Source organism: Mesorhizobium sp. M0011 (genome assembly GCF_040324155.1).
GTDB lineage: Bacteria > Pseudomonadota > Alphaproteobacteria > Rhizobiales > Rhizobiaceae > Mesorhizobium.
Window position 1 is genome coordinate 24,865 of sequence record NZ_JAMYVQ010000003.1, and the last position, 19,938, is coordinate 44,802.

General features: G+C 62.5%; 22 protein-coding genes. 4 read left to right on the forward strand and 18 right to left on the reverse strand.

Annotated elements, in window-relative coordinates:
• Positions 1–8: 8 nt before the first annotated feature.
• From NKK51_RS04055 to NKK51_RS04065, 3 genes are all read right to left on the reverse strand, one after another.
• Positions 9–311 (reverse strand): DUF1236 domain-containing protein, encoded by a 303-nt coding sequence (locus tag NKK51_RS04055; protein WP_352551353.1) that lies wholly within the window; start codon positions 309–311, stop codon positions 9–11.
• Between the two features lie 593 nt (positions 312–904).
• Positions 905–1,123 carry an exopolysaccharide production repressor protein gene (locus NKK51_RS04060; RefSeq protein ID WP_352551354.1) on the reverse strand — a complete coding sequence of 73 codons (219 nt, stop codon included), beginning with the start codon at positions 1,121–1,123 and terminating at the stop codon, positions 905–907.
• A gap of 105 nt (positions 1,124–1,228) precedes the next feature.
• Positions 1,229–1,444, reverse strand: coding sequence for a hypothetical protein (locus NKK51_RS04065; protein WP_352551356.1), 216 nt, complete (start codon positions 1,442–1,444; stop codon positions 1,229–1,231).
• A gap of 15 nt (positions 1,445–1,459) precedes the next feature.
• On the opposite strand from NKK51_RS04065, the gene NKK51_RS04070 reads away from it, so the two are divergent.
• Positions 1,460–1,747 carry a hypothetical protein gene (locus NKK51_RS04070; protein WP_127296256.1) on the forward strand — a complete coding sequence of 96 codons (288 nt, stop codon included), beginning with the start codon at positions 1,460–1,462 and terminating at the stop codon, positions 1,745–1,747.
• Positions 1,748–2,220: 473 nt separating this feature from the next.
• Here NKK51_RS04070 and NKK51_RS04075 read toward each other — a convergent pair whose 3' ends face one another.
• Positions 2,221–2,400, reverse strand: coding sequence for a hypothetical protein (locus NKK51_RS04075; RefSeq protein ID WP_352551358.1), 180 nt, complete (start codon positions 2,398–2,400; stop codon positions 2,221–2,223).
• A gap of 1,132 nt (positions 2,401–3,532) precedes the next feature.
• Here NKK51_RS04075 and NKK51_RS04080 point away from each other — a divergent pair.
• Both NKK51_RS04080 and NKK51_RS04085 read left to right on the forward strand, forming a co-directional pair.
• Positions 3,533–3,832, forward strand: coding sequence for a DUF1236 domain-containing protein (locus NKK51_RS04080; RefSeq protein ID WP_031213630.1), 300 nt, complete (start codon positions 3,533–3,535; stop codon positions 3,830–3,832).
• A 70-nt stretch (positions 3,833–3,902) separates the two neighbouring features.
• Complete coding sequence (locus NKK51_RS04085; RefSeq protein WP_352551657.1) at positions 3,903–4,115, forward strand: hypothetical protein; 213 nt, start codon at positions 3,903–3,905, stop codon at positions 4,113–4,115.
• A gap of 299 nt (positions 4,116–4,414) precedes the next feature.
• Here NKK51_RS04085 and NKK51_RS04090 read toward each other — a convergent pair whose 3' ends face one another.
• Both NKK51_RS04090 and NKK51_RS04095 read right to left on the reverse strand, forming a co-directional pair.
• The gene (locus NKK51_RS04090) at positions 4,415–4,966 is read right to left on the reverse strand and encodes an isochorismatase family protein (RefSeq protein WP_352551360.1); all 552 of its coding nucleotides are present in this window, start codon (positions 4,964–4,966) and stop codon (positions 4,415–4,417) included.
• Positions 4,967–4,972: 6 nt separating this feature from the next.
• Complete coding sequence (locus NKK51_RS04095) at positions 4,973–5,152, reverse strand: WD40 repeat domain-containing protein (RefSeq protein ID WP_245486366.1); 180 nt, start codon at positions 5,150–5,152, stop codon at positions 4,973–4,975.
• A gap of 144 nt (positions 5,153–5,296) precedes the next feature.
• Here NKK51_RS04095 and NKK51_RS04100 point away from each other — a divergent pair, with 144 nt between their 5' ends.
• The gene (locus NKK51_RS04100; protein WP_023813324.1) at positions 5,297–5,392 is read left to right on the forward strand and encodes a hypothetical protein; all 96 of its coding nucleotides are present in this window, start codon (positions 5,297–5,299) and stop codon (positions 5,390–5,392) included.
• A 34-nt stretch (positions 5,393–5,426) separates the two neighbouring features.
• Here NKK51_RS04100 and NKK51_RS04105 read toward each other — a convergent pair whose 3' ends face one another.
• The 12 genes from NKK51_RS04105 to NKK51_RS04160 form a co-directional block, all read right to left on the reverse strand.
• Positions 5,427–6,623, reverse strand: coding sequence for a hypothetical protein (locus NKK51_RS04105; protein ID WP_352551362.1), 1,197 nt, complete (start codon positions 6,621–6,623; stop codon positions 5,427–5,429).
• 191 nt (positions 6,624–6,814) lie between these two features.
• The gene (locus tag NKK51_RS04110; RefSeq protein ID WP_352551364.1) at positions 6,815–7,585 is read right to left on the reverse strand and encodes an exodeoxyribonuclease III; all 771 of its coding nucleotides are present in this window, start codon (positions 7,583–7,585) and stop codon (positions 6,815–6,817) included.
• Between the two features lie 4 nt (positions 7,586–7,589).
• A complete protein-coding gene (locus NKK51_RS04115; protein ID WP_352551366.1) occupies positions 7,590–8,234 on the reverse strand; it encodes an alpha/beta hydrolase family protein in 645 nt (214 codons plus the stop codon).
• Positions 8,235–8,443: 209 nt separating this feature from the next.
• Positions 8,444–9,559, reverse strand: a complete 1,116-nt coding sequence (locus NKK51_RS04120) for a tetratricopeptide repeat protein (RefSeq protein WP_352551368.1) — start codon at positions 9,557–9,559, stop codon at positions 8,444–8,446.
• Positions 9,556–10,461 (reverse strand): non-homologous end joining protein Ku, encoded by a 906-nt coding sequence (gene ku, locus NKK51_RS04125; protein ID WP_024501732.1) that lies wholly within the window; start codon positions 10,459–10,461, stop codon positions 9,556–9,558. The genes NKK51_RS04120 and ku overlap by 4 nt, the downstream gene beginning before the upstream one ends.
• Positions 10,462–10,698: 237 nt before the next feature.
• Positions 10,699–13,182 (reverse strand): DNA ligase D, encoded by a 2,484-nt coding sequence (gene ligD / locus NKK51_RS04130; RefSeq protein WP_352551370.1) that lies wholly within the window; start codon positions 13,180–13,182, stop codon positions 10,699–10,701.
• A 45-nt stretch (positions 13,183–13,227) separates the two neighbouring features.
• On the reverse strand, positions 13,228–13,452 hold the full coding sequence (locus NKK51_RS04135) for a hypothetical protein (protein ID WP_023813316.1): 225 nt from the start codon (positions 13,450–13,452) through the stop codon (positions 13,228–13,230).
• 243 nt (positions 13,453–13,695) lie between these two features.
• Positions 13,696–14,811, reverse strand: a complete 1,116-nt coding sequence (locus NKK51_RS04140) for a glycosyltransferase family 9 protein (RefSeq protein ID WP_352551372.1) — start codon at positions 14,809–14,811, stop codon at positions 13,696–13,698.
• A gap of 157 nt (positions 14,812–14,968) precedes the next feature.
• Positions 14,969–16,192: a GNAT family N-acetyltransferase gene (locus NKK51_RS04145; RefSeq protein WP_352551373.1), complete on the reverse strand. Its 1,224-nt coding sequence runs from the start codon at positions 16,190–16,192 to the stop codon at positions 14,969–14,971.
• 12 nt (positions 16,193–16,204) lie between these two features.
• A complete protein-coding gene (locus NKK51_RS04150) occupies positions 16,205–17,434 on the reverse strand; it encodes a GNAT family N-acetyltransferase (protein ID WP_352551375.1) in 1,230 nt (409 codons plus the stop codon).
• Between the two features lie 8 nt (positions 17,435–17,442).
• The gene (locus tag NKK51_RS04155; RefSeq protein ID WP_352551377.1) at positions 17,443–18,750 is read right to left on the reverse strand and encodes an MATE family efflux transporter; all 1,308 of its coding nucleotides are present in this window, start codon (positions 18,748–18,750) and stop codon (positions 17,443–17,445) included.
• Positions 18,747–19,916: a glycosyltransferase gene (locus NKK51_RS04160; RefSeq protein ID WP_023813311.1), complete on the reverse strand. Its 1,170-nt coding sequence runs from the start codon at positions 19,914–19,916 to the stop codon at positions 18,747–18,749. The genes NKK51_RS04155 and NKK51_RS04160 overlap by 4 nt, the downstream gene beginning before the upstream one ends.
• Between the last annotated feature and the right edge of the window lie 22 nt (positions 19,917–19,938).

Here is a 19,938-nt window from a genome sequence, read left to right on the forward strand (position 1 = left end):
GGAACGCCTTAGTGCAGCACTTCAACGATCTGGCGGGTCTCCGGGTCGACGAGGACCGTCTGGTCATTGATCACCGCGACGCGGTATTTGACGTCGGGCACCTCACGCAGTTCGACAGTGTCGGGTACCGACGAGCCGAGCTTGAGTTCGACCCCCAGAAGGTTCACCGAGGCAAGCGGTTCCCTCTTGATGTATTCGCGAACGACCGTCTCCTGCTCCGGCTGGACGACGACGACGCTCTCCGCCAGCGACGCACCAATGCCGCCCATCAGGACGATGGCAGCCGCCGCGCTTGTAAGATAAAGTTTCATGACCGTCTCCTAGTGACAATTGAATTCCGCCCTCCATAAAAACTCCACCGTTGCCATGCGGTTCCATCGAACTTCAGAATTGAAGATGTTACGTTTTCGGCTCGGATATTAATTTGTTGCTGATCAAACATGCAGCAGGCAGCGCAGGAATGCTTGAAAACTAGCACAAATGTGTACGGACATTAGAAAACGAAAATTCCTTCTGCAGCCGGATTGGCGAAGCACCTGTTGTCGCCGCGTCAAATCAGCCTCGCGTCCCTCTATCTGGACGATGGGAGCACGAAAAAGACTCGCCCCGCCCGGAGCAGAGCGAGCCATGGCAGTGCCGATGGAGGTGGCAACCTCACTGGTACTGCTAGAGGACGCGAGGCATGATCACTTGTTCGACCTGACGGCCATGCGAAGCGGGTCGCGCATGCATCATGTTCCCACGACGACACCGAAATGTTCCGACGATAACGCTGTGCCGAAACCTCCAGCAGGGATATGCCCAGACAATGCTCTCTCAGTGACCAAACACCGTGATCGCGCTGGGGGCGAGGTTCCCCGATTTGCCCGGGCGCACATGCGCGAGTGATCCTGGCCACCCGGTCTTAAAGCTGGACACCGTCGCGATGCAATGGCGGGAAGGCGTCTACCGGATCCTGGCTCGGCACGATATCGTGCGATCGCCTGAAGATCAGCCTCACGATGAGCACGAAGTAGCCGACCTGCAGGACAAGCAGCGTCGCTATCGTCCAGGCAAATGCCTCCCAGAAAGAGCCGGTAACCGTATAGGTCCAGACCGCGACGATGATGGCCGTGGCTGACATTCCTACGAGAAACTGTCCAAAATACATGGTTTCCCAAATCCGTCGAAACCGCGGCGGTTCCGATCAGTCCCTGCCTCATTCCCATTTCCCGCGGACAACATTTCATTATTTTAGCAACTTCGCAAGTAAGCGGCCGGTTGCCGCTACGCGCTCTCCATTCCGCGGCGACTTGGCAACGATGGCGATCCGGCGCGCGGCGGCGGTGCCGGCGGGGCTGGGCTGACCCGCCAGCCGTCGAAAATCCAGAAGCACGCCCGCTCTTTGCACTTTGAGCAGGGGAACAAATGCCGGCACGCCGAGTTTCGCCTCCAGTTTTTTCAAGGAAAGGAGGCCGGCATGGCACCGCGCAACAAACCAAGCGCCGACATCGAAGATGACGCACCACAGGCGGATGGGCCTACCATCGAGCAGCAGGATTGGGATGCGATCAAGGGCGGCGAGATCCTGCCGGAGTCCGTGCCGGAAAACGGCGACATGCGTTACGGCATCGAAAAAGACGGCGATCTGCCCGACGAGGACGACGATAACGCGTACCAGGACAGCGACGACGCCCTCCCCGATGATGAGGAAGAAGCCTCAATCACGCGCGATCAGACCCGCGAGGGCCGATTCGACGAGACGTGAGCCATTCGTCGCCCGAGACATGACTGCCTGTTGTTGAACTTGCCAAAGCCACATTTTCCATGCCCGGTTCGCGGGCAAATGTGCTTGGCCGGCTAAGTTTTCCGCCTAGGCATTATATCAGATTTACCTAAAATAGCGGAACATCCAAGGGACATTATCGGAACTGAACAAGGCCCCTTGGACTTTTGCGCACGACGGATAAGACCTTGGTCCTACAGGAAAAAGCAAAAGCCCGACGTGACCGATTGAAGCTTCCAACGAGGGAACATCGGGGCCGTGTTCGTCGTTTGTCGAAAGCGGCCCCGCCGGGTGCCATGCCTGGAGAACAGCGCGATGCCCCACCGATCCACCATCATCAAGACAGGCCATGGCCCAGGAACGGCGATCGCCGTGCTCATGGTTGGATTAACGGCGGTGGGCATCGTGTTCCTCCTACTCGGCAGTTCGCTCTATTTCAATGAGCAGCCTGCGGATCAACGTGCCCTGTCTTCGCCGCCCGCTCGATCGATACACGCGGCCGATAGCAAAGCGGCAAACTGAACGAGCAACTGCTGAGCGATAGCGAGATTGCCGCCGCGCAGGTCCTCCAGACTTAGGCCAGGAAGATCCGCCATTGCCGCTGCCTGCTGTGCGGCGGCCGTGCTGGTGATCATGGCAGCGTAGCGGACAGCTTCGGACGGTGTTTTGTCCACCGGCGAAGTTTTGGGTTGCTTGCATTAACATTAGATTTACCTAATATAATGGTGGCCGGCGACCGCCAGAAGTCGGCTGGCCCGGCGGCCTCCCTTTGCACCTGGCTGCCGGGCCATTTCTTGTCCTCGCCTTGCCGTCGTCGCCTTTGTGTGGCGCGGATTCATCTTCGCGCCGCTTCGCCATATAGCTTCAGCCTCGACAAACAGCCTCCGGCTCGGCAGCCGCAGGAAAGATGCGGATGCCGAGCCGATCGCGCTGATCAAATCGCTAAGACGTGCAGGCTAGCTGCTAAAATCGAAGGACGACCGAAGGACCACGTCTGCGATAGCACCGGACGCGACGGCGACCGTGCCGCCAATAACTGCGGCAGACCCGTCTCCAACGCCGCCCGTGCCGGCGCCGGCGCCAGCCCCGATCCCGATCCCAGTCCCGATCCCAGCCTCGATCCCAGCGTCGATGGTCGACCGGCTGCACCTCCGCATGTGCACCTTCGTCGTCGAGGACCTCTGCCTCAATTTCATCGAGAATGCCGTTTCCGGCGCCTGGAACACCGGCCGCTGCCTCGATCGGGCGAATTGCCCCTGCAAGGGCCGCTGCCCCGGCAATGCCAAACATCGCCGTCAAGAAGGATCGCCGATCCATAGTAACCTCCCAACGTTGCATAAGCTGAACGAAGCGCTCGGCTGCCGAATGAGCAGGCCGGCGCATGGTGAAAATAGAGGATTCGCCAGCCGCCGAAGCGGCTTGCGAATCCTATCAGCGCAGGAAGGGACGTTGCTGCGCCGATCGACGACATGTCAGCCAAGGACTATCCCCATCACCAGAAAGGTGACAGCTGTCGCGAAAATCGGTGCGAGCAACCAGCGCGCTTGGCCAACACTTTTGTCCATCTGTCTCTCCGAATTCCGGGAGACAAACAGCCATGAACAGAGAGCCGTTCCCGTCGGTAAGACCAATGCGCTCGCAGACCAGACTTAAGTCGCACGTCTCACCCGACCGAAGCCCCAGCGGAGGAACATTTTCATTTGGCTCAAGTTCAGTTGCCGTCAGCGTTGAACGATCCTGTCATGCTGACTCGCAAGGAGAAACGGTATGAAAATGCACCTAACGGGCGCCGCAGCGGCGCTATTGCTGTTGGCCGGTGTCGGCGCCGTTGCCGCTCAGGACGTTGTCATTCAGCCTGAACAGGACACGGTCATCCGCGAGTATGTGAAGAAGCAGCCTCTCGCTTCGGTCAAGGTTCCCGGTGTGGAACTGAATATTGGTAGCGCGTTGCCGGACACGGTCGAGCTTCATGAAATCCCCGATGTCAAATACCGCTACGTGGTGGTCGACAACCGCACCGTTCTGGTGGATCCGGGCACCCGCAAGATCATCAAGGTCTACGACTGAATTTCGAACCGTCCAACCCGCCGCCAGCCATGGCGGCGGGTTGCCCAGCTTCCAATCAGGACGAGTGAAGATGACAAGCAAAGCTGTGACATCCCCTGCTTTGGGTGTTCGCCTGGCCGATCTCCAAGCCAGGATGCGTGATGCGCGGGTGACGGATGCCGAAATGAAAACCTTTCAAAAGGTCGCGGCCATCATGGAAGATCGTCATGGGCGGATCGATGGCGACGACCTGATTGCGGCGTCGTTCCTGGCCGATGCCGTCCAGGACCGGCAGACGCCTTGAGGGGCATCCCCAATAGCCAGGTAGACTTTTTGACTCCCGTACCGGGAAAGCGCGCCGAAAGTCTCAGCCGAATCCGCACTTTTGCTCCGGCCTATTCCGCTTTCGCGGAAGTTTCGAGCGGCCCGCAATGTGCAATGTTGCTAATGCGGCGGTACGAGCCGCCCTGGTTGACGCGGGCGCCCGAGCCATCCCAACAATGCGCCCCCCCGTCCGCGTCGACCACGGCAGCCTCCTGTCTTCCCTCGCGAAGTCTTCAAGCCGGCCCGCCTGATAATGCGGCCTGCGGCGACGGTCGGGCTTCAGCCGCCGACAAGCGCCTTTGTGGTCACCAGATTGACGCCGGCCTCGGCGAATTCGCCATTGTGCCTGATGATGACCTGCTCGGCACTCTCGCTGGCATTGTCCAGCGTGCTGTGCGCATCGGAGACCACGGTCACGCCGAGCCCTCTGGCGATGGCGCCCTTGACCGTCGCGGCCACGCAAAAATCGGTCTGTGCACCCAAGAGCACGACCGCACCCGCACCCTGACCGGCAAGCCAGTCGCCGAAGGCAGGATTGCTGAAAGCATCGCGCACGGATTTGGCAAAGGTTGGCTCGTCCGCCGCTTGGCCAAGCGCGGGCCAAACCGGCCAGCCCGGTTCATCCGGTGCCAACGGATCGCCTTCGGGTCCGTCATGCCTGATAAACGCGACCTTGCGCCCGCCGCGCCGCGCCCAATCGATCACCGCCTTGGTGCGCTCGACAATGCCTGGCGCATCATGGATCGGCGGCTCGTGCACACCGTCGAACATGCCGGTCTGTAGATCGATGACGATGAGCGGCGCATTGTCCGGGAGGCTGGGTGCTTGCATGGGTTTTTACATAGCACGGCGGACAGGGTGATCAAGATTTCGCTCATTCCGGCGCGCCGGCAAACAGCACCACGCCGTCGCCGCCGGTGGCCGGCAGTCGCGGATGGTGCGGTCGTTGCCGCCGGTCAGCACCGCGCCGTCGGCGGCGAAGGCCACCGCATAAATCGGGCCGGTCTGGCTGTCCAACATTGCGATCCGGTTGCCGCTATTGGAGGGCGGGCGCCTTGCCGCGCCTCCTCGGATTTATTGCAGTTTGCCGATTTCAGCCCGCATGGTTGACAGATGGCCGCAGTCTGGCATCATCGGATCGGGATTTTAGGAGAGTCTGATATGAAAAAAATCTATGTGAAGCCATCGTTCTTGAAAAAAGGCCGGTTGTCTGCGGTCACTGCGGCCAACGGCTCCTCGTTGCCGACACCGCAATAATTTCAGCGCCACCTGCTCCTGGCGCGTCCAAACCTCAACGCACCAGGATCAGGTCGTCCAACACCATTTGCCAATAGTGCTTCGTCGACAGGCGAACACGCGTTACAGCTTTGAGCATCGGAGCGTAGTGCAGCGGCGTTAGCGCCGACAGCGTGACCTCGTCGCTTGCTATCAGCTGCTCGCCAAGCCAGCTTTCGATCAGCGCCACCTCCCCTTCCGACGCCAGCCAGGCGGCGCTCAGCATGACCGAGTGAAAGCCGAACGGCCGTTCGCAGCTGAATTCGGCCGGCAGCCCGCTGCTGGTGTAGAGCACATGGTCGCCGGAAACATTACCATTGACATAGCCCTGGCTGTCCTTGGTGAAGTCGCGGGCCATCGCATTCAGGTTGCGCCACGCCAATCCGGCATGGCCAGCCGGAATTTTCCTGAGGCTGCGCGACGTCACATCGTCGAAATCGATCGTTTCGAGGGCGGCATCAATGTCGATGCCGGCGCGTTGCGGCGACAGCAGGCCGAGATCCGCCGAGTAGGGCGATAGCGTCAGCCGCCGCTCCAAGCCACCGCCGCTGACGCTGACCGTGTCGGCTTCTTCAGCCAGGTCGAAGCTGAAGACGGCACCCGGCGCCAGTGCCCGCGTCTCCAGGACGTACCCATTCCCCGACACGGAGAGGGTCGCTGGTCCATCGCCGGCGACGCGCCCGCTGACGCGGCGCGGCGGTGCCAGACCGACAGGCAGCAGCATCTCCTGCGATACCATCCCGGCCGGCGAACCCGGCAGCGGCAGGAAGTGTCGGGACTGAATGTCATTTTCGCTTTTCGCCTGCCAGCCGGGCGGCACCGAAACCACAAAGCGCCAGTTGCCCGGCTTGCGGATCACTGCCTTTCTGCTTTTCACCGACATGGGAAAGTTGGCAAAGCCGGCATTGTTGGTGCGCGCGGACGCGGCGAGCTTGCCGGCTTCGTCATACAGCCGCACCATGATCCCGGCCATCGGCCGGTCTCCGGCGCCGTATTTGCCGTCGCGATCGACATCGAAATAGACGAAGGACGAGTAATTGAGCATACCCCCGCGGGCGTTCCAATCGGTACGGACGGCATAGTCGGCAGCCGGATTGGTTAGCCGCCGTCCCTTGCGACGGCTGCGCTTCCGCCACAGCAGCCAGGACGCGACAGCAGCCGCAAGCACCACAATGGCGGCGGCCAGTATCTGGACAGCGCCCAAGTCAGGCATGGAGCCTCGCTTCACAAATCTCATGGGGGATTGCGTTCACGGGCGATCCGGCTGCGTTGGGCTACTTGCCGACAGGTTATTGCATGTCGGCCAAAAGCGAACCCGGATTTGGGACAGCGACATGCATCGAGACAAAGACTTAAAGCGCGTTGCAGGAATCCGTTCAAGCGCGACGCATGAAAGCAGTCGCCTTACTTCAATTCCACCCACACCGGCGCATGGTCGCTGGCGCCGTCCTCGCCGCGCACGTCGCGGTCGATGCCAGCAACGGTCAGGCGGCGTGCCAGTTTCTTCGACAGCAGGATGTGATCGAGCCGGAGGCCCGCATCGCGCGGCCATCGGTTGCGGCGATAGTCCCAGAATGTGTAAAGCGTTTCCTTCGGATGCTTCTTGCGCAGGGCATCAAGCCAACCCTGGTCGAGCAGGCGCTGGAACGACGCCCGGCTTTCCGGCTGCACCAGCGCGTTGTCGTCATAGGAGCGGGTGGCGTAGATATCGCGCGGCTCGGGCACGATGTTGTAGTCGCCGGCCAGCACCACCGGCAGGCCGGTGTCGAGCAACTGTTCGGCATGCACCTCCAGCCGCGCGTGCCAGGCGAGCTTGTAGGCGAATTTCGGGCCGGGCTGAGGATTGCCGTTCGGCGCATAGAGACAAGCGACGATGATGCCGTTCACCGCTGCCTCGATATAGCGGCTCTGCCTGTCGGCATCGTCGCCGGGCAAGGCATCGCGGGTCAGCACTGGCTCGGCACCCCGCGCCAGGATGGCAACACCGTTCCACGTCGGCTCGCCCTTCCACACCGCGCCATAGCCGGCCGCCGCCAATGCCGAGCGCGGAAACTGCATGTCGCGCGCCTTCAGCTCCTGCAGGCAGACGACATCGGGCTTTGCCGCAGCCAGCCATGCCAGCAGGTTTTCAAGCCGGCTGTTGATGTTGTTGATGTTAAAGGAGGCGATCTTCATCGCTTCAGGAAGCGATCCGGCCCGACCACGCCTTCACCGTCTCGGCCAGCGTCTTCAGATGGTCGGCCGCCGAAAATCCCGAGATGCTCTTGCGTGGCTTGAGATCATGGTCGCCATCCTCCAGCCAGATAATTTCGATGCGGTCGGAAAGGCCATAAGTCGCAACCTCGTCCCTGGTGCCGAACTCGTCGCGCGTGCCCTGGAAGATCAGCGTCGGCGTCTTCAACCCGGCGAGGTGTCTGGTGCGCAATTGCTCGGGCTTGGCCGGCGGATGGAAGGGATAGCCGAGGCAGACCAGCCCTGAAATCTCGCCCTTGGCAAACATCTCGTCGGCGACCATGGAGGCGACGCGCCCGCCCATCGACTTGCCGCCGATGATCAGCGGTCCCGTCACGCCCTTTGCCCTGAGGTCGGCTATCGCCTTGATATATTCCGGGTTGACCGTCTCGGCCCGCGGCGGTGGCTTGCGGTGGCCGTAGCGGCGCGCGGCCATATAGTGGAATTCAAAGCGCGCGACCTGGAAGCCGGCCGCGGCCAGCGCCTTGGCGGTGGCCGCCATCGAGGGCGAATCCATCGATGCACCGGCGCCGTGGGCGAGCAGAATGGTGACGGGAGCATTATCGTCGCCGTCGAAGAGGAAGGTGGTCATGGGGCGGTCTCGCTGGAGAGGTCGAGTTCCGTCACACCCCCCTCTGTCCTGCCGGACATCTCCCCCGCAAGGGGGGAGATTGCGCGCTCAACCGCTTTCGCCAATCTCCCACTTTGCAAGAAGGAGCGGGACGCCCAAGCTTCCGATCTCCCCCCTTGCGGAGGAGATGGCCGGCAGGCCAGAGGGGGGTGTTCAAGCGCCAGCATCACTCACCCCGCCGTCCGCGCCAACTGCAGATCCACGAACTGCACGCCCTTGGCTGCAACCCGTGCCCATTCGGACTCCGCGTCGAGTTCGAGATAACGCACCCACAGGCCCCGCGCCTCCGGCAGATTGCCGGCGTCGAATTCCAGTCGGGCGAGGTTGAACACCGGATCGGCATAGGTCTTGTCGAGCGCGATCGCTTTCTGCAGGTGCCTTCGCGCCGAGGCTTCGCGACCTTGCTCGCTCATCAGTCCGGCCAGGTTGAACCACGCCTCGACGAAGGCCGGGTCGAGTTTTATCGCATTGATATAGTCGTGCGCGGCGTCCGCCGCGTGGCCGCCGGCGCGCAGGCAGTTAGCGCGGTTGAAGGCGGCAATCGCATCGCTCGGATCGATGGCCAGGCAGCGCTGGTAGAGCGCGGCGGCCCTATCATGGTCGCCCTGCTCCTCCGCCGCTTCCGCCTCGGCGAACAACTCCTCCAGCGTGTCGTCACCCTCTGCCCCGGCTGTTCCGAGATCGAACAGCAACTGCCCATCGAGTTCGCTCTGGCCGCCTTCGAGATAGATGGCATCGGCGCGCCCATGCTGCGAGCCGACATTGAGCGACTTGGCGGTCAGCGACGCCACCGGGCCGGAGCGGTGGACGGAGCGCGCGATCGCCCCCCATGTCGCGCCGCCGGCGATGAGCCCGGCATATTTGCGCGCCAGGATCAGGTCGCGGAAGGAATAGGGTTCAACGTCATGCTCGAACGCATCGAACAGGCCGAGCAGGTCGAGGTCGGAGCCTGATAGCCGCGACTGATCGATCAGCGATTGCCGCGACAGCGAAGACGCTTCCGGTGTCTTCATCAGTCCGAGAAGGCGCAGAAATCCGTTCTCGCTGATCAGCGTTCGCCCGGCCGCGCGCTCGGCGGCGACACGGCGTTCGATCTCGGCATCGCCGTTCCTGGAGAGCCCGGCTTTGGCCAACAGTGTCCGGCCGAAGACGACATGCGTCGTGCGCCTGGTGATACCGCGCCGCAGCTGGCCGTGTCGGCGTTCCACTTCCCGCGCAGCCAGCCTGAGCGGAAAAGCCGCCAGCGCGCCTATCGTGCCAAAAACAGCGCCGGTCGGTGCCGTCATTTCTTGCTCTTGCCGACCGCCTTCAGCAGATTGGCCTTCAACGGATTTTCAGCAGCACCACCCGCTGCCGCCTTCTTCGCGGCGGGCTTGGCAACCTCGTCGGCCTTGCTTTTCGACTTGGCCGGCGGCTTCGATTGCGACAGGCTCGCCTTGAGCGCATCCATCAGATTGATGACATTACCGCGCTCGGGTGCCGCCGCGATGATCGGCTTGTGGCCTTTCAGCTTCTCGCGGATCATCGTCATGAGTGCCGCCTCGTAGCGGTCCTCATAGTTCTTCGGATCGAAGGTGGTTTCCTTCTGCTTGATCAGTGCTTCGGCGAGCTGCAGCATTTCGGGATCGGGCTTGCCGGCTGGGATGTTGCCGAAATATTCAGCCGTGCCACGCACTTCGTTCGGATTCCTCAAGGTGCACACGAACATGCCGTTCTCGCGCGCGCCGATCGTCACCACCCGCTCGCGGCTCGACAGCACCAGGCGTGCGATCGCCAGCTTGCCGGATTTGCGCATGGCTTCGCGCAGCACGGCGAAGGTCTCCTCCGCCATCGCGCCGTCAGGCGCCATGTAGTAGGGCGCGTCCTGATAGATGACGTCGACCTCGTCCTCGTCGACGAAGGCCTCGATGTTCATCGTGTGATTGGATTCGATGCGCACCGCGTCGAGGTCGGCATCATCTATGATGATGTACTGCTTGTCCTCGTATTCGTAGCCCTTGACCAGATCAGCACGCTCGACGAGCCCCAATTCGGGGTCGACCGGTTTCATGTTGATGCGGTTGTGGGTCTTCTTATGCAGCTGGTTGAAGCTGATGCGCTCGCTGGCGCTGGTGGCGGGATACAACCGCACCGGACAGCTGACGAGGCTGAGTTTGAGGTAACCTTTCCAACTTGCCCTGGGCGCCATGAAACACTCCTACGCGGCCATGCACTGACATTCGCTGCAGCGCTTTTCGTCCGAAGGACGAACGAGGCTGCGCAAATCCTACACCGACCCCGCACAATACAGGCAAATCCCTGACGAAATCTTCCGCCACGTCTTTGAGGTCGTGGCGGAGAGAATAATTCAAATTGTCGGAAGCGTCGATGGCGTTGGGTTCCTCGCCCCGCAACGCTCTCCCCCATTTCATGGGGGCCGAGGAACCTAGTTCTTCAAGGTCGGCAAATCCCGCGCGAACTCGTCGATCTCGGCCCACGGATCGCCCGACGCCGCCAGCAGCCCCGGCAGGGAGGAATAGTTCAGATCCTGCGGCGCATCAATGGATTCGAGGTCGCTCCAACTGACCGGCGTCGAGGCCGGCAGATTGGTGCGGGCGCGCAGCGAGTAAGGTGCTGCCGAGGTGTGGCCGCGCGCATTGCGGTGATAATCGATGAAGATGCGCTTCTTGCGGTTGTCCTTGCCCATGGTGGTGGTGAAGGTGTCAGGCGCCGTTGCCGCCAGATGCGTGGCGATCGCGCTGGTCGCCTGGTGCAGCTTCTTCCAGTTCTGCGCGCCCGTCACCGGCACGGTGATGTGGATGCCGCTGCCGCCGGAGGTCTTGGCGAACGGTACCAGCCCCAGGCGCTCCAATTCGCCCTTGATGTGCACGGCGGCCTCGACCACCTCGCGCCAGGTGATCCCTTCTCCCGGATCGAGGTCGAGGACGATCTGGTCGGGTCTGTCGAGGCTGGTGCGGTGGGTGCCCCAGGTGTGGAACTCGACGACGCCGAACTGCGCCAGCGCCAGATACCCTTTCGCGCCTTCGACCGAGAGATAGGATTTGTTCTCGCCCTCGGAATTCGTCGCCTCGAATGTCACCACTGAGGGCGGCATGCCGGTGAAGGCGTGGCGCTGGAAGAAGCAATCCTTCGGCAGGCCGGTCGGGCAGCGCACCAGCGACACCGGCCGGCCGAGGATGTGCGGCAGCATGAAGTCGCCGACCAGCGCGTAATAGACCGCGATGTCGAGCTTGGTCGGGCCGGTCTTGCCGAACAGCCGGCGCGTCGGGTTGGTCACCCAGATTGTGGCAAGGTCGGCCTCGGCGATCAGCCGCTTGCGTTTGGACGAGACCGGCGTCGACAGGCCGACATCCCTCAAACCACGGAAGACGCCGTGGCGCAGCGCATTGTCTGAGGTGCGGTTGGCGTAATGAATGCGCGCCGACAGCAGCGGCCGCACCCAGTTCATCTCGCGCATGATTTCGCGCGGGACACCCTCGGGCGGGGTGGCGCCTTCCCGCAGCGGCTCCAGCCTGGCGAGCAACTCACCGGCGGTGGCGGCATCGAAACCGGTGCCGACCTTGCCGCGATAATGCAATTCACCACCCTCGAACTCTGCCATGCCGAGCGCCGCCAGCCCTTCGGCCGCATCGGAGATGGTGAAGCCGGCGATGACGAAGTCGTCCGACAGCAGTGCCTTGGTCTTGGTCCAGCTTTTGCTTCGGCCGCTCTGATAGATGGCCGTGGCGCGCTTTGAGACGACACCCTCCAGCCCGAGTTCCGACACCTGGTCGTAGAGCCCCTGCCCCGAACCTTCGACATGGTCGGAGAACTGGATGGCGGAATTGGCGCCGACGCCCGACAGCATCTGCGCCAGCAGCGCCTTGCGCCGGACCAGCGGCGCCTTGGTCAGGTCCCAGCCGTCGAGGTGGAGAAGATCGAAGGCGTAGAAATGGAGCTTGTTGCCGGCGCCCTCGGCCAGCGCATCCTGCAGCAGCGCGAAGCGGCTGATGCCCCGGGCGTCGAGCACCACGATCTCGCCGTCGATGATGGCGTCGCGGCACGGCAGTTTGGCGAACGCATGCGGCAGGTCGCCATAGCGCTTCGTCCAGTCGATGCCGCCACGGGTGATCAGCTTGACGACGCCGCCAGTGAGATGCGCCATGGTGCGGTAGCCGTCGAATTTGATCTCGTGCAGCCAGACTTGTTGGGTGTCGTCGCCATCGGGTGGTTTTGGCACCTGCGTCGCCAGTTGCGGCTCGATACGGGCAAGCATGGGAGCCTTGAACACGCCCGGCAGCGTGCCGGGCTTCAGCGATCCCTGTCTGGGCGCGGGTTTGGTGGCGGGCTTCGCCGGCGCCGCCAGTTCCTCGATGCGCAATCCGGATTTGACGCTTTCCGGCCGGGCCGCGAGGATGTCAAGCGCGGTGTCGGCGGCGAGGTCGCGCTCCTTGAACAGCAGCCAGTTCTTCTTGTTTTCGTCTTCGCCGGGTTTCGGCTTCAGCCGGGTCAGCATCCAGCCGCCATTGAGCTTGTCGCCGGCCAGCCGGAACTTGAAGGCGCCGGTTCGCAAGCTCTTTTCGACGTCGTCCATCGGCGCCCATGTGCCGGTATCCCAGACGATCATCGGCCCGCCGCCATATTCGCCCTCGGGAATGACACCCTCGAAGTCGATATATTCGAGCGGATGATCCTCGGTCTCGACCGCCAGCCTCTTGTCGGCCGGATTGAGCGAAGGCCCGCGCGGCACCGCCCAGCTCTTCAAGACATCGCCGACCTGCAGGCGCAGATCATAATGGTCAGCGGTGGCGTGGTGCTTGTGGACGACGAAGCGGTTGCCGTCGCTGCTGACGAGCCCGCCAACCGGTTCCGGCGTCTTGGCGAATTCGCGTTTGGCTCGATAGGCTTTGAGCTTTGGTGGAGTCGTCATCGCCAGGATCGAAGCACGGCGGCCAGGAACAAGCCAGTCACGCTCTCAATCGTCAGCGGCCGGCGTCAACTCGAGCTCCGCCGGCGACAGTCCTTGCTGCAGCTGGCTCAGCCGGAATTCGTCGACCCAATAGGCCTCGCCGTCGACCAGAACCCGGGCCTGGTAGGTGCCTGCCGAAAAACGCTGCGCGGTGATGTAGACCTTGTGACGATCGAGCGCCTTGCGCACCGCGGCGCGCTTGGAATTCTGACCTGTGACGGGACTGAACATGACACTGCCCTCGGTCGCCCCAGACACACAACGCGGCCGCTGCCGGCAGCCTGACGACTGGGGTCAAGGATGGCGGAGACGCGCCGTCCTGTCAATTTCGCGGACAGCGCAGGATGCGGCCCGGTTAAATTTACCAATCTTTTGAATATGCTTGGGCCTTGGCCTGAATCAAGACGTGAAGCACACGAAGATGAACTGTGCACCACCACGCCGCCAAAACTATCGTCCGTCGCTGCCGCTCTGCTACGCGGCCGGCGTGCTCGAATGAGCAGATTTTTGAACTTCCGTGCCGATGAGATCGAGTGTCGCCGCCGCAACATCGGCAACCTGGAGCCGCTGGACGCAATAGACCCCACCGGCGTTGTTTTCTTTACACAAACCTGGAGCGATGCATGGGCAAGGCATGGGCGGCTGGAGCGTCCGGTTGGGGACACCGAACGGGCCCCATTGCTCAGGCGACGTCAGACCGTACAGCCCCACCGCTGGAGTTCCGACAGAGGCCGCGATGTGCATCGGGCCGCTCTCATTGCCAAGAAAGATCGACGCTTCGGCCAACAATGCTGTCAAGACCTCAAGCGAGGCTTTTCCGACGACACTTGCGACCGGCGATGCTGCCATTTCAAGGATCCTTTGCGCGGCAAGCCCTTCATCCGGCCCACCAACGAGGAGGGATCGCAGCCCGGTTTTGGCGTATACCTCATCGATGACCGCAGCAAAATGTTGCGGCGGCCAGCAACGGCCTTCAAACCTCGCGCCGGCATGCACGGCCACATAGGACTTCTTCGCCAAAGCGTTTTCCGCAAGAAGCCTGGCACACTCTTCCTGGGCAGTCCTGGTCGGTTGCAGCCGAGGCGTTGGGTCCTGATAATCCAATCCGAGGGCGCTGAGTGGAGACAGGTTCCTGTAGAGATAATGCGGTCCGCCATGTCCGAAGGTCGCGGCGAGCACGTTTGCAAGCTGGATTTCCCAGAACTTCATCGGATGCTCGGAAGGATCGAAGCCGACGCGAAGTGGAGCCCCGATCAAGCGATGCATGATCCGCGAGGTTTTTGAATCGGTAAGGTCGATGCTAAGATCGAATTTCCGACGCCGCAGATCAGAGATGACGCCACGATGGTCGCTCAAACGCTTGAGCAGAGTCCTTCCTCTGCCACGGGATTCAAAGCCAACGGCAACATCGGCGATCCCTTGCGCGACGATGAACTGCTTGAGACCCGGCGCACAAAGCATGGTCACCGATGCTTGTGGATAAGAAAGACGCAGATTGCGAACCAAAGCAGATGTCAGAACGACATCTCCAATGTACTTCGTTTGAATAATGAGGATGGAACGAATCCCATCTCCTAAACTTGCATCCATCGATATGATCTGCCGAAAACGCCAACTTAAAAAATCTGCCGAGGACACTCATTTCTGAACGGCAAGCGGCGCTTTCAGATATAGAGCCAACCAACCCAGTCAACAAGCTTGCCGGCCTTGGTGCCTCTTTACATCGGTCGTCGGCAAACGCTCGTACTCAGTCCTTCAATCGCCGCAAGCGGCGCGTCAGGCCCTGGACGGCCTTGAGCAGCCGGGGACGCGACCGCGTCATGCCTTCGACCCGGCTGCGCAGCAAAATGGCTGCGTTCGCAGCCCTGCCCCGCACCGTCACCGGTTCGCAGATCTCGGCCAGTACCGAGCTCGAGGCACCGATATGTTGCTTGTAGCCCTGGCCGCCGACCGACAGGTCGAAATAGTCGAAGCCCCGCTCGCATCCCCACACCATCAGCTTGCCCATCGTCGTCAGGCCGGGTGAGACATTGGCGACCGCATTCTGGTCGATGCCGAGCAAGAGGGCGTGAAGTGTGCCTTTTCTCACCAGCACATAGATGGAGGCAAGCCAGGCTTCACCGACGCGTAGTCCGAAGAGCCGCACCGATCCGTTGGACAGGCCTTGCAGCGCCGCGGCGCGGTAGAAATCGACGACCGGGGCCTGCGTCAGGAGGTCGAAACGCCCGAGCTCACGAAAACGCTTGAGCCGCATTTCCAGCAGTGCATCCAGGAGCTCCTCGGTCAGGTCAGGCGTATCGGCCTCGACCAGAGCGAGGCCACCAAGCTGTTCGAAGCCGCGGCAATGCTTGCGGAAGGCCTTGGCAAAGGACGGCTTGCAGATCCGCTTGATGAGCGTCTCCGGGTCGCCATGCAGGACGAGGCCGGAGGTGACCTGGATGGAGTCGCGCGCCACCGAAAGCAATGCCAGCGGATTGGCCACGCCGTGGACCTGCCGCGGAATTCCCGCGATATGGATGCGATCCGCCGATGGCAGCACGGCACGGACCGCTGCCCACATGGCGTCGGCACTCTGCCTGGTCCACGCTCTCCCATCCGCCAGCAGCGGCACCGCGTAGTCGCACACGCGGCAGCTCAGCCATTCGATCACGTGGTGGCCGAGAGCCCGGCGCCGCATCAGCGGCAGCAGCATCGCCGGCGCGCCGGTCACGGCGTCACTCACCTCGACGAGGACCATATCCGCGTCTTTGGGCATCAGCCGTGCGGCGATTCCTTCGACCCAGGCATAATGCTGGTGGGCAGTGCAGACGCCGTGAGCTTCAAGGAGCAGCCATAGCAGCCTTACGGTGTCGAAGCTGGTGTGCAGCCGAGCCGTGAAGTGCGCGGTTGCATCAACGTTGGCGACAGTCGGGGAAAATGGCCCACCGGGCAAATCCCTTATCGGAGTCGTTCCCGCCGCGTAGCTTGCCACATGCTTCTCCCGTCATTCTGATCCCCCACGCAGGCGCCGCAAACCCCGCATCAGTCCCTGGAGCCTCTTCAGCAGCCGAGGTTTGGAGCGCACGAACACCTCGGCCCGGTTGCGGATCTCGATGGCTGCGCTCACGGCGCTGCCTCGCACCGTAATCCCGTGGCAAAGCTCGCGCAGGCCCGAGCCCAAGGCACCCATATGTTCCTTATAACTCTGGTTGCCTACCGACAGGTCGAAATAATTGAAATCGCGCCCGCGCGCCCAGCTCATCAACTTGCCCATGATCAGAAGTCCCGGCGAGACATTGGGCACCGCGCCCTGATCGATTGAGATCAGCAGAGCATGAACGGTGACTTGATGGATCAGCAGGTATTGGACCGCGATCAGAGCTTCACCAACACGCAACCCGAAGAGCCGCACCGACCCATCAGACAGGCCCTCGAGAGCGGCGTTTCGATAGAAGTCGACAACCGTCGCCTGCGTCAGCAGGTCGAAGCGGCCCAGTTCGCGAAAGCGGCTGAGCCGCATCCGGACCAGGCCGGCGAAGATGACCTCCACCAGGGCCGGCGTGTCGGCTTCGACCAGTTCCACGTCGCCAAGCCGTTCGAGGCGGCGCCAGTCCTTGTTGAAGGCCTTGACGAAGGATGGCCGGCATAGGCGCTTGAGGACGGTTTCCGGGTCGCCGTCGATGGCGAGACCGAAGCTGGTATGCAGGGAATCGCGCGTGGCCGCGAGCAAGGCCAGCGGATTGGCGACGCCGCTGATCGATTGCGGAATTCCCGTGATCTGGATGCGGTCCGCCGGCGGCAGCACGGAACGCACCGCGGCCCACGCGGCCTGCGCCGATTGCGTCGTCCACGGGCTGGCATCGGCCAGCAGCGGTGCCGAATAGTCGCAAACGCCACAGCTCAGCCATTCGATCACCCGATGGCGGAAGGCCGGTCGCCGTATCAGCGGCACCAGCATTCGCGGCGCACCCGTGACGGCATCGTTTACCTCCACGATGAGCAGTTCCGCACCTTGCGGCATCAGCCGCGCAACGATCCCCTCGGCCCAGGCATAATTCTGGTGGGCGGTGCACACACCGTCCGTCTGGAGGCGCAGCCAGAGCGGCCTCACCGCTTCCAGGCTGGTGTGGAGCCGCGCCGTGTAGGCATCGATGGCGACGACGGTGGCCGGATGGGAGGACTGGCCATCGGGCGAGCCGGCCACCGCAGCAATTTGCACCGCCTGGACTGCCATGTTTTTTCCTATCGCTTTGCCGTAGCGAACGGCAGCGTGCGCCGCCACGCGCCCAACCGGCTGTCGCGCGCCTCATCGGGATGCTCGATATTCCACATGCGGTGATGCGCGAAATACCACGATGCCACGAGCACGAACATCTCGGAGACCGCCGAACCCAACAACGCCCACGGCGGAGACGCGATTGCCAGCAGGGCCGCGATCAGCGCCAGGCCGACGACCGCGCCGCCCGTGGTGATGAACGCGATGATCCGAAAATCGCCGAGTATTTCAAGCACGATGCGGGGCATGATATAGAGCATGATAGGGACAAAATTCGCGATCACGAAAAGTCCGATGAACCAGGTCGAAGCGTCTTGGAGAGCCTGGGATTTTATCATCGGCAGGACGAACATGATCGCACATCCATAAGCAAGGCCGCCGAGCCCCATGACGAGCGCCCAGATCTTGGCCTGCGTCCAGACACGGCCTGTTTCATTGTTCCGTATCAGCCTGGCGAGATCCGGCTGCGTCATGTTGACGAACGCAAGGCTGATGATGCGCAGCGGAGCAAACAGCACCAGAACCGCCGCCAGAGGTGCGTAGGCGGCAGGACCAGCAATGCCGGCGACCAGCAGCGCCAGACATTGACCCTGGATGTTGGTGGTGGTCGCGCTGAATGCCGACCAGCGCAGCTGGGGCCAGAGTCTGACATAGCGTCGCCGCGTCGGCATGCGGAAGCTGATGCGAAGCGAGCGCCGAGCCAGCCGGACCAGGACGAAAATGCCGAACACATTTGCCGCGGCTAGTGCATAGAACACGGTCTGCAGCGGGTCTTGGACCAACCATATCGACAGCCCGGTCAGGACACAGCCGGCGACTGTAAAAGCGCCATCGCTGACGGAGACGACAACTTGCTGGCGCCGTGCGAAGAAAGCCGTGCGCATATGGCTGCGCAACGACCAGGCACCGACGAAGCAGCCGGCGGCAATTCCGCTTGGATCGCCAAGAACATGCATCAGGACTGCCGTGCCGACGGCCATCAGCAAAGCCACGATCAGCGCCGCCGTTCCGAACGCCACGTCATAGGTGTCGACGCCGGCGCTGTTGGTGCTCTTGCTCATCCAGATGCTGGCGGGAACGGCGGTGAGCGACCTGATATAGGACAGGCCGACACCGCCCATCACCATGCCGATGGCGAAGAGGCCGTAGCCCTGCGCCGACAGCATGTGCAACAGCATGATGTTGAGGGCAAAATGAAAGCCGCTCTGCATCGCCTCGCCCCCGATCATCAGCACGAGGCGTCGAACCAGATGGCTCGGAAACGCTAACTTCACGGCCGCGTCTCCGCTTCGCGGGCGGCAGGCACCCTGCCCGGCCGCGCGATGGTCGTCTTCAGCTTGTCGGCGGCGATCGCGGTGATCGCCGCGGCCGCGACCGGCTCGCTGAAGATCGCCTCGTAGCGCGCGCGCCCGGCAGCGACAAACCCGCGCCAGGCCTCAGGGGCGAGGATGATCTCCTGCAATTTCGCGCCAAGGGCTGCTGCGTCGCCGGGCGGGACATGCCAGCCGGTCTCCCCGTCGCTGACCACTTCCACCAGCCCGCCGATCGCCGAAACAAGCGGCGGCCGGCCGTAAGCCATCGCCTCGATGGCGACGCGGCCCAGCGATTCCGGACGCCGCGACGGCACGGTGACGATATCGGCCCATCGATAATGCTCAGAGGGGTCGGGAATGAAAGGCAGGACTCTGACGCGCCCGGTAAGCCCCATGGTTTCGACCAGTTCGGCAAGCGCATGCTCGCGCTCGGTGCTTTCGAAGGCGCCGCCGACCAGCCGCACCTCGATCCTCGCCTGGAGTTCCGCCGGCATCGAGGCGATCGCCTCCAGCAGGATTTCCTGCCCCTTGATCCGGTTGATACGGCCAAGCAGCAGCACCCGCAATGGACGCTTGCCGTCATATGTCATCGGTTCGACCGCCGCCGGCCCGGCAACACCGTTGTAGACGACATACGCACGCGCCGCCTTGGGATCACCAAACGCGGCGCGTGTCGCGTGTGAATTGAAGATCAGATCCGCGTGGCTCCAGCGCATCAGGCCGACAAGTACCCTGCGCATGGCGCCTTCGGGGATTTCATGGATGTGCAGGACGGCCTTATGGGGAAGAAGGCGTGCGGCCAGCGCGTAGTCGGCCACGATCGAGGTGTTGACATAGACGAGGTCGCAATCCTTGAGGCGCCGCCACGCCCTGAACACGGCAACCGGCAATCGCGCCATCTCGACGGTAGCAAGGCGCGCAATGGCCTGGCGCCTCAGCACCCAGAGCGGTTCGAAGACGATCCGGCTGGCATGCGCTTCCAGAATCCGCACGATCGGCCCGCTACGCGGCAAAACCACTTCGATGTCGGCCGACGGAAACGCGGCGCGCAACGCGGCAACGCTCTCCGCGAAGCTGCGGTCAGAACCATAGAGTTCATAACCCTGATGAACGCAGGCAATCCGCATCTTTATATCCCGCCAGGTGCTA